Annotated in this window: 11 protein-coding genes; all 11 read left to right on the top strand. The window is 65.4% G+C overall.

All coding sequences use genetic code 11. The annotated features are described in order from the left end of the window. Window positions 1-82 precede the first annotated feature (82 nt). A complete protein-coding gene (locus tag WC493_RS20255) occupies window positions 83-1,081 on the top strand; it encodes an aromatic/alkene monooxygenase hydroxylase subunit beta (RefSeq protein WP_373067921.1) in 999 nt (332 codons plus the stop codon). An 11-nt stretch (window positions 1,082-1,092) separates the two neighbouring features. After that, window positions 1,093-1,383 carry an MmoB/DmpM family protein gene (locus WC493_RS20260; RefSeq protein WP_373067923.1) on the top strand — a complete coding sequence of 97 codons (291 nt, stop codon included), beginning with the start codon at window positions 1,093-1,095 and terminating at the stop codon, window positions 1,381-1,383. An 11-nt stretch (window positions 1,384-1,394) separates the two neighbouring features. After that, window positions 1,395-2,927, top strand: coding sequence for an aromatic/alkene/methane monooxygenase hydroxylase/oxygenase subunit alpha (locus WC493_RS20265; RefSeq protein ID WP_373067925.1), 1,533 nt, complete (start codon window positions 1,395-1,397; stop codon window positions 2,925-2,927). Between the two features lie 63 nt (window positions 2,928-2,990). After that, a complete protein-coding gene (locus tag WC493_RS20270; RefSeq protein WP_373067927.1) occupies window positions 2,991-3,350 on the top strand; it encodes a phenol hydroxylase subunit P4 in 360 nt (119 codons plus the stop codon). Between the two features lie 18 nt (window positions 3,351-3,368). Continuing rightward, window positions 3,369-4,430: an NADH:ubiquinone reductase (Na(+)-transporting) subunit F gene (locus WC493_RS20275; RefSeq protein ID WP_373067929.1), complete on the top strand. Its 1,062-nt coding sequence runs from the start codon at window positions 3,369-3,371 to the stop codon at window positions 4,428-4,430. A 4-nt stretch (window positions 4,431-4,434) separates the two neighbouring features. Beyond that, window positions 4,435-4,743: a 2Fe-2S iron-sulfur cluster binding domain-containing protein gene (locus tag WC493_RS20280; protein ID WP_373067931.1), complete on the top strand. Its 309-nt coding sequence runs from the start codon at window positions 4,435-4,437 to the stop codon at window positions 4,741-4,743. 22 nt (window positions 4,744-4,765) lie between these two features. After that, on the top strand, window positions 4,766-5,689 hold the full coding sequence (locus tag WC493_RS20285) for a catechol 2,3-dioxygenase (protein ID WP_373067933.1): 924 nt from the start codon (window positions 4,766-4,768) through the stop codon (window positions 5,687-5,689). A gap of 11 nt (window positions 5,690-5,700) precedes the next feature. Continuing rightward, complete coding sequence (locus tag WC493_RS20290; protein WP_373067935.1) at window positions 5,701-7,161, top strand: 2-hydroxymuconic semialdehyde dehydrogenase; 1,461 nt, start codon at window positions 5,701-5,703, stop codon at window positions 7,159-7,161. Between the two features lie 10 nt (window positions 7,162-7,171). After that, window positions 7,172-7,963, top strand: a complete 792-nt coding sequence (locus tag WC493_RS20295; protein WP_373067937.1) for a 2-keto-4-pentenoate hydratase — start codon at window positions 7,172-7,174, stop codon at window positions 7,961-7,963. Window positions 7,964-7,965: 2 nt separating this feature from the next. Further along, entirely contained in the window at window positions 7,966-8,736 is a 771-nt protein-coding gene (locus WC493_RS20300) for a 2-keto-4-pentenoate hydratase (RefSeq protein WP_373067939.1), read from the top strand. A 2-nt stretch (window positions 8,737-8,738) separates the two neighbouring features. Beyond that, window positions 8,739-8,924 (top strand): 2-hydroxymuconate tautomerase, encoded by a 186-nt coding sequence (locus WC493_RS20305; RefSeq protein WP_373067941.1) that lies wholly within the window; start codon window positions 8,739-8,741, stop codon window positions 8,922-8,924. Window positions 8,925-8,926: the final 2 nt, after the last annotated feature.

Consider the following 8,926-nt stretch of genomic DNA (forward strand, 5'->3'; position numbering starts at 1 on the left):
GCCGCGATCGCCTTCGAGACCCTCGTCCACGGCGCGACGTCGCACCATCGCTGATCAAGAAAATCCGGAGGAAACCCAGCCCATGAGTTTGGAGATCAAAACCGCCAGCATACAGCCCCGGCGGCACACTTTCGCCAACGTCGCCCGCCGCCTCGGCGCCGACAAGCCCGCATCGCGCTACGACGAGGCGATGTACGACCTCCAGGCGACGGAAGTGTTCCACTACCGCCCGACCTGGGAACCGCAGTACGAGCTGTTCGACAGCCGGCGGACAGCGATCGTCATGGCCGACTGGCATGCGCTGCGCGATCCCCGGCAGTACTATTATGGAACCTATACGATTGCACGCTCGCGCATGATGGAAGCGGCGGAGAAGGCATTCTCCTTCGCCGAGAAGCGCTCCACGCTGAGCGGGCTCACGCCGGCCTGGGCCGCCCGGGTGCAACACTATCTGCTGCCGCTCCGCCATTACGAGTGGGGCGCCAACATGAACAACTCGCTGATCACCGACATCGGCTTCTGCACCGCCATCACCCAGGCGACCATGTATGCCACCATGGACCGCCTCGGCATCGCCCAGTTGATCAGCCGGATCGGCCTGCTTCTCGATGACAGCACGGGTTCCAGCCTGGCTACGGCCAAGGAACTCTGGCTGCATGATGCCGCCTGGCAGGGCCTGCGCCAGACCGTCGAGGACACGCTCGTGATGGGCGATTGGTTCGAGCTTTTCGTCGCCCAGAACCTGGCGCTCGACGGTGTGATCTATCCCCTCGTCTACCGCCATTTCGACGCCGCCGGCCAGGCCCAGGGCGGTGCCGCCCTGTCGCCGCTGACCGAATTCATGTCCGACTGGTTCGACGAGACCTCGCGCTGGGTCGACGCCGTGATCACCGTCGCGGCCAAAGAGTCGGAAGCCAACCGCGCCCTGCTCTCGGCCTGGACCAAGACATGGAAGGCCCGTGCCGCCGAGGCGGTCCGCCCGATCGCTACCCAGGTGCTGGGCGACGGCGCCACCGAAGCGCTCGATCTCGTCCTCGACGATCTCGACAAGCGCGCCCGCAAGCTGACGCTCGAGATCTGAGGAGTAATGTCATGAGTAACGTTTCCATCACCTTCCAGAATACCGACGATGCCCGCTTCCTGGTCGAAGCGATCGTCGAGGACAACCCGGGTGCCGTGGTCAGCGTGATGCCCGCGCTGACCAAGATCGACTGCGCCGACCGCCTGAGCATCCGCCGCGAGACGATCGAGAACAAGCTCGGCCGGCCCTTCGATCTGCAAGAACTCCAGCTCTCCCTGATCACCCTCGCCGGCAATGTCGACGAGGACGACGAGAGCTTCACCCTCGCCTGGAAAACGGGCGCCCCGCACCGCCACAGCTGACGAGGTCCATCATGAACGCCATGCCTCCCCCGAAGCACCGCAAACTCAGCCTGAAGGAGCGCTACGCCCACCTGACGCGCGGCCTGAGCTGGGAAACCACCTATCAGCCGATGTCGAAAGTGTTCCCCTTCGCGGACTATGAAGGCATCAAGATCCACGATTGGGACGCCTGGGAAGACCCCTTCCGTCTCACCATGGACGCCTACTGGAAGTACCAGGCGGAGAAGGAGCGCAAGCTCTATGCCGTGATCGAGAGCTTCGCCCAGAACAACGGCCACCTGAACGTGACCGACGCGCGCTACATCAACGCGCTGAAAGTGTTCCTGACCGGCGTCTCGCCGCTCGAATATTCGGCCCACCGCGGCTATGCCCACGTCGGCCGGCATTTCGTCGGCGCCGGGCCGCGCATCGCCTGCCAGATGCAGGCGATCGACGAGCTGCGCCACGCCCAGACCCAGATCCACACCATCAGCCACTACAACAAGTTCTTCGACGGCCTGCACGACGCCCGCCACATGCACGACCGCGTGTGGTACCTGTCGGTGCCCAAGTCCTTCTTCGAGGACGCCTGCTCGGCCGGACCGTTCGAATTCCTGACCGCGATCTCGTTCAGCTTCGAATATGTCCTGACCAACCTGCTGTTCGTGCCCTTCATGTCGGGTGCCGCCTACAACGGCGACATGGCGACCGTGACCTTCGGCTTCTCGGCCCAGTCCGACGAGGCCCGGCACATGACCCTCGGCCTCGAGATCATCAAGTTCATGCTCGAGCAGGACGAAGGCAACGTGCCGATCGTGCAGCGCTGGATCGACAAGTGGTTCTGGCGCGGCTACCGCCTGCTCGCCATCGTCTCGATGATGATGGACTACATGCTGCCCAAGCGGGTCATGTCCTGGGCGGAAGCCTGGGAGATGTATTTCGAGCAGGCCGGCGACGCCCTCTTCAACGACCTGTCGCGTTACGGCATCCGCAAGCCGAAGTATCACGAGGTCGCCTCCAAAGAGAAGAGCCGCCTCAGCCACGAAGTGTGGACGACCTTCTACAACTACAGCCAGGCGACCGCCTTCCACACCTGGGTGCCGACGGAGGAAGAGCAGGATTGGCTGTCGGCCAAATATCCCGACACCTTCGACCGCCTGTATCGCCCCCGGTTCCAGTGCTGGAGCGAGATGGAAGCCCAGGGCAAGCGCTACTACAACCCGACGCTGCCCCAACTCTGCGTGGTCTGCCAGATTCCGATGATCTTCACGGAACCCGACGACCCGAAGACGATCTGCTTCCGTTCGACCGAATACAAGGGCGAGAAGTACCACTTCTGCTCCGACGGCTGCAAAGACATCTTCATCTACGAGCCCGAGAAATACATGCAGTCCTGGCTGCCTGTGCATCAGATCTATCAGGGCAACTGCGGCGGCGCCGATCTCAAGGACGTGCTCGCCTGGTATCACCTGAATTTCGGTGCCGACAACTTCGACTACAAGGGTTCGCCGGACGAGAAGCTGTGGAACGAATGGCAGGCGCAGCGCTCCGTCAACGAAGCCTGATCGCAAGGCCGTGCGGCGGGGCCGGCCGCCGCACGGTTGCCAGATGAAGAACTAGGAGGAAACATGCCTGTCGCCGCCATCGGACCCTATGAATTCGCCTCGCGCGACCGCGTCGAGAATTTCCACGGCAACCAGATCGTCTACTGGCACTGGGAAGAACACCTGATGTTCTGCGCCGCCCTGGCGCTGCCCCTGAAGCCCGAGATGCCGTTCCGCGACGTGATCGAGAAGGTACTGCCCGGCTGCTACGGCCAGCATCCCGAATTCGCCAAGATCGACTGGTCGAAGGTCACCTGGATGCTGGACAACCGGCCCTTCAAGCCGGATCTGGACGCCAGCCTGGCCGCCAATCACATCGGCCACAAGTCGATCCTCCGCTTCTGGACGCCCGGCCTGAACGGTCTGGCCGGCGCGGCTTTCTGAGCCTGGGCGGAAACCGACGTGTCCCACCAGATCACCATCGAGCCGCTGGGCCAGACCATCACCGCCGCGGACGGGCAGACCATCCTGGATGCCTGCCTGCGCAACGGGATCTACCTGCCCTATCAGTGCAACCACGGCCTCTGCAGCACCTGCAAGGTCACGGTGACGGAAGGCGAAGTGGACCTCGGCGAGGCATCACCCTTCGCCCTGATGGATTTCGAGCGTGACGAGGGGCGGGCGCTCGCCTGCTGCGCCCGTGCCCTCTCCGACGTCACCATCGAGGCCGATATCGACGTCGATCCCGACGCGCAGAACCTGCCCGTGCTGGACGCCGTCGCCACGGTCGCCGAGATCCGGGATCTGACGCGGGACATCAAGGGTATCTGGCTCGACCTGGGCGCCACGCCGATGGCGTTCCAGGCCGGCCAATATGTCAACCTGACGCTGCCCGGCATCGAAGGCGCCCGCGCCTTCTCGATCGCCAATGCGCCGTCGGAGGGCGAGCGGATCGAGATCCACGTCCGCCTGGTGCCGGGCGGGCGCGCCACGACCTGGATCCACAACGAGTTGAAGGTCGGCGACAAGCTCACGGTGACCGGCCCCCTCGGCCGCTTCTACGTCAGGACCTCGGCCCAAGTGCCGATGATCTTCATCGCAGGCGGTTCCGGCCTGTCGAGCCCCAAGTCCATGGTGCTCGAACTCCTGGCCGAGGGCTGCCCCCTGCCGATCACCCTGTTCCATGGCGTGCGCCGGCGCGAGGATCTCTATTTCGACGATCTCTTCGCCGAACTCGCCGCCAGGCACCCGAATTTCACCTATGTCCCGGTGCTGTCGGAACCCCGCGCGGGCGACGGCTGGGAGGGCGAGACCGGCTTCGTCCACGAGGCGGCGGAACGCCACTTCAACGGTGTCTTCAAGGGCCATAAGGCCTATCTCTGCGGCCCGCCGCCGATGATCGACGCCTCGATCCGGGCGCTCATGAAAGGCCGCCTGTTCGACCGCGACATCCACACCGAGAGCTTCCTGACCCGTGCGGACGACGGCGGGCCGAAGCGAAGCCCCCTGTCGCAGCGGATGTGACGCCATGGACCGGCCCTTCACCATCAAGGTCGAGAACTGTGGCTCGGAATTCCGCTGCCCCTCGGGCGACCGGCTGCTCCACGCCATGGAGCGTCAGGGCCGGCAGGCGATCCCGGTCGGCTGCCGGAACGGCGGCTGCGGTGCCTGCCTGATCCAGGTCACTGAAGGCGACTATCGCACCGGGCCGATGAGCGCCCGCCACGTCAGTGCGGAGGGGCGGCAATGCGGCCTCGCCCTCGCCTGTCGCGTCTATCCCCAATCGGATCTCACGGTCCGGCTGGCCGAGCGGTCCAGCACCGATCAAACGCCCTAACGGCACTCCAGGAGGAACCCCAATGGCTATTTCCGGCGTTCTGCGCCCAGGCTACGTCCAGCTCCGCGTCCTCGACATGAAGGAAGCGCTCCAGCACTACCGCGACCGCATCGGTCTCGACGTGGTGGCGACCGGCGACGACGGCCGCGTCTACCTGAAGACCTACGACGAATTCGACCACCACAGCATCATCCTGCGCCCGGCCGACGACGCGGGCATGGACTATCTGGGCTTCAAGGTCGCCTCCGAAGACGTGCTCGACGGCTTCCGCGACAAGCTGATCCGGGCCGGCCTCGAAGTGATCGACGTGCCGGCAGGCGAGCAGCCCCGCCTCGGCCGCCGCGTCGCCTTCATCGCCCCGACCGGCCACAGGATCGAGCTCTATGCCACGATCGAGCGCGCCGACAATTCGCCCATGACCACCAATCCGGACCTCTGGCATGCCGAGCCGCGCGGCATGAAGCCGATCCGCTTCGACCATTGCCTGATCTACGGTGACGACATCGACGGCGCCGCCGAGGTGTTCACCGACATCCTGGGCTTCAGCCTGACCGAACAGGTGCTGACCCCGGACGGCACCAAGGTCGCCATCTTCCTGTCGTGCAGCACCAAGGCGCATGACATCGCCCTGGTCCGCTTCGAGGGCAAGAACAAGCTGCACCATTGCTCGTTCCTGCTCGAGTCCTGGAACGATATCGGTCATGCCGCCGATATCATGACGCGCTACAACATGTCGGTCGACATCGGCCCGACCCGCCACGGCATCACCCGCGGCCAGACGATCTATTTCTTCGATCCCTCGGGCAATCGCAACGAAGTCTTCTGCGGCGGCTATGCCTTCTATCCCGACAATCCGGTGCGCACCTGGCACACGGAGGAAGTCGGCAAGGCCATCTTCTATTACGAGCGCGCGTTGAACGACCGCTTCATGACGGTCGTGACCTGAGGATCGCCAGTATGAGCAACAGTAGAGTCCTTAATTTCATCGACGGCGCCTATGCCGAGGGCCGCGCCTGGTTCGACAAGCGCAACCCCTGCGACAATGCGGTGGTGGCGCAGGTCGCCGAGGCCGGCGAAGCCGAGGTCGAGCGGGCGGTGCAGGCCGCCCGCAAGGCCCTGAAAGGTCCCTGGGGCAAGAGCACGATCGAGGAACGCGCGGCGATCCTTCACCGCGTCGCCGACGGCATCAACCGCCGCTTCGAGGAATTCCTCGAGGTGGAATGCCGCGACACGGGTAAGCCCAAGTCCCTCGCCCGTCATCTCGACATTCCGCGCGGCGCCGCGAACTTCCGGATCTTCGCCGATCTGGTGAAGAACGTGCCGACGGAAGCCTTCCCGATGTCGACGCCGGACGGCAAGGGCGCCATCAACTACGCCGTGCGCCGCCCCAAGGGCGTGATTGGCGTGATCTGCCCCTGGAACCTGCCGCTTCTCCTGATGACCTGGAAGGTCGGCCCGGCGCTCGCCTGCGGCAATGCCGTGATCGTGAAGCCGTCGGAAGAAACCCCGACCACCGCCGCCCTGCTGGGCGAGGTGATGCGCGAGGCGGGCGTGCCGGACGGCGTCTACAACGTCATCCACGGCTTCGGTCCCGGTTCGGCCGGTGAGTTCCTGACCCGCCACCCGGGCGTCAATGCCGTGACCTTCACCGGCGAGACCCGCACCGGCGCCGCGATCATGAAGGCGGGTGCCGACCTGATCCGCCCCGTCTCGCTCGAGCTGGGCGGCAAGAACCCGGCCCTCGTCTTTGCCGATGCCGATCTCGACAAGGCGATCGAAGGCTGCATGCGCTCGGCCTTCGCCAACAGCGGGCAGGTCTGCCTCGGCACCGAGCGGATCTTCGTCCAGCGCCCGGTCTTCGACGAATTCGTCGCCCGCCTGACCGAGGGCGCCGAAGCTCTCGTCGTCGGCACACCGGACGACGCTTCGAGCACCATGGGCCCGCTGGTCAGCCGCGAGCACCAGTCGAAGGTTCTTTCCTACTACGACAAGGCGCGCGAGCTGGGCGCCGAGATCGTCACCGGCGGCGGCTCGCCCGCGATGCCGGGCGCCCTCGCCGAAGGGGCCTGGGTGCAGCCGACCATCTGGACCGGCCTCGACGACGACAGCGCGATCATGCGGGAAGAGATTTTTGGCCCCTGCTGCCATATCAGCCCCTTCGACGACGAAGACGAGGCTATCGCCCGCGCCAACGACACGGAGTACGGTCTCGCCTGTTCGGTGTGGACCGAGAATTCGTCGAAGGCGCATCGCGTGGCAGGCCAGATCGATACCGGCCTCGTGTGGGTGAACAGCTGGTTCCTGCGCGACCTGCGCACTCCCTTCGGCGGCTCGAAGCGCTCCGGCATCGGCCGCGAGGGCGGCGTGCACAGCCTCGAGTTCTATACCGAACTCACCAACATCTGCGTCAAGCTTTGAGGAACCGGGCGTGACACCTGAGGTTATGACCATCGAACGGGCTGCGGCGGAAATCCGCCAGGCCTATGCCGACGGGCGGCCGATCAAGCCGCTGCGCGAGCGCATGGCCGGCGATGCCGACGTCGCCTATGCCATCCAGGAAGCCAATACCAAGTTCTGGCTGGCGGAAGGCCGCCATCTGGTGGGGCGCAAGATCGGCGCCACCTCGAAGGCGGTGCAGAACATGCTGGGGCTGGACCAGCCCGATTACGGCATGCTCTTCGCCGACATGGCCTTCGGCGACGGCGAGGCGATCCCGATGTCGCGCCTGCAGCAGCCCCGGGTAGAAGGCGAAATCGCCTTCTACCTCTCCGACGATCTCGACACCGACCGCCTGACCCTGGCCGACGTGCTGCACGCGGTCGAATATGCCGTCGCCGCGATCGAAGTCGTCTCCAGCCGGATCGAGAACTGGAACATCAAGATCCTGGATACGGTGGCGGACAATGCCAGCGCCGGCCTCTATGTCCTCGGCTCGCAGCCGCGCAAGCTCTCGGAATTCGATCCCGTGCTGTGCGGCATGGTGATGGAACGCCGGGGCGAGCCGGTCGCCACTGGCGCCGGCATCGCCTGCTACGGCAATCCCCTGGTCGCCACCCTCTGGCTCGCCAGGAAGATGGTGGAGGTCGGCCGCCCGCTGAAGAAGGGCGATACCGTGCTCTCGGGCTCGCTCGGGCCGCTGGTCGGCGTCGCCCTGGGCGATGCCATCGAACTGAAGGTCTCAGGCCTCGGTTCGGTGCGCTGCCGTTTCGAAGGAGAATGATGATGGCGACCCTCGCCGAACTCGCCGTCGTGGTCGACGCGGCCGCGCGTGACGCGCGCCCGATCGCGCAATTGACCGCATCCCATCCCGACCTCGGTTTCGAGGACGCCTATGCGATCCAGGCCATGTCGGTCCGCCGCCGCCTCGACCGGGGCGAGAAGCGGATCGGCGTGAAGATGGGCCTGACCAGCCGCGCCAAGATGATCCAGGTCGGCGTCGACGAAGTGATCTGGGGCCGCCTGACCGACGCCATGCTGCTCGAGGAAGGCGCCAGCCTGTCGAAGTCACGCTATGTCCACCCGCGGGTCGAGCCTGAGGTGGCCTTCCTCATGAAGAAGCCGCTCTCGGGCGTGGTCACCGCGGTCCAGGCCATGGATGCGGTCGCCGCGGTGGCGCCGGCGATGGAAATCATCGACAGCCGCTACGAGAACTTCAAATTCGCCCTGTCCGACGTGATCGCGGACAATTCCTCGTCCTCCGGCCTCGTCATCGGTTCCTGGGTCTCGGCCGAGACCGACATCGGCAATCTCGGCGTCGTCCTCTCGGTCGACGGCACGGCGCGCCAGATCGGCTCGACCGCTGCCATTCTGGGCCACCCCGTGCGTTCGCTGGTCGCGGCCGCGCGCATGGTCGCGCAATGGGGCGAGCGGCTGAACGCCGGCGACATCGTCATGGCGGGCGGCATCACCGCCGCCCATGCCCTCTCGGTCGGCGAATATGTCCAGACCGACATCGAGAAACTCGGCCGCGTGGCCATCAACGTGGGGAAATGACCATGCCGATCATCGACGTCACCCTGATCGAAGGGCGCGACAATAAGCAGAAGCGCGCCCTGATCGAAGCCCTGACCGATGCCGCCGAAAAGTCGATCGGCGTGCCGCGCCAGGCGATCCGCGTGATCATCCGGGAAGTGCCGGGCGCCCACTTCGGGGTCGCGGGCGTTCCCAAGTCGGAAGGCTGAGG

It is taken from the genome of Zavarzinia sp., assembly GCF_041650655.1.
Taxonomy (GTDB): Bacteria; Pseudomonadota; Alphaproteobacteria; order Zavarziniales; family Zavarziniaceae; genus Zavarzinia.

What these genes read in the sequence shown, in the direction of transcription:
- WC493_RS20305 (WP_373067941.1), top strand. Translation starts at nt 8,739, where the DNA reads ATGCCGATCATCGACGTCACCCTGATCGAAGGGCGCGACAATAAGCAG.
- WC493_RS20285 (WP_373067933.1), top strand. Translation starts at nt 4,766, where the DNA reads ATGGCTATTTCCGGCGTTCTGCGCCCAGGCTACGTCCAGCTCCGCGTC.
- WC493_RS20255 (WP_373067921.1), top strand. Translation starts at nt 83, where the DNA reads ATGAGTTTGGAGATCAAAACCGCCAGCATACAGCCCCGGCGGCACACT.
- WC493_RS20270 (WP_373067927.1), top strand. Translation starts at nt 2,991, where the DNA reads ATGCCTGTCGCCGCCATCGGACCCTATGAATTCGCCTCGCGCGACCGC.
- WC493_RS20260 (WP_373067923.1), top strand. Translation starts at nt 1,093, where the DNA reads ATGAGTAACGTTTCCATCACCTTCCAGAATACCGACGATGCCCGCTTC.
- WC493_RS20300 (WP_373067939.1), top strand. Translation starts at nt 7,966, where the DNA reads ATGGCGACCCTCGCCGAACTCGCCGTCGTGGTCGACGCGGCCGCGCGT.
- WC493_RS20265 (WP_373067925.1), top strand. Translation starts at nt 1,395, where the DNA reads ATGAACGCCATGCCTCCCCCGAAGCACCGCAAACTCAGCCTGAAGGAG.
- WC493_RS20280 (WP_373067931.1), top strand. Translation starts at nt 4,435, where the DNA reads ATGGACCGGCCCTTCACCATCAAGGTCGAGAACTGTGGCTCGGAATTC.
- WC493_RS20290 (WP_373067935.1), top strand. Translation starts at nt 5,701, where the DNA reads ATGAGCAACAGTAGAGTCCTTAATTTCATCGACGGCGCCTATGCCGAG.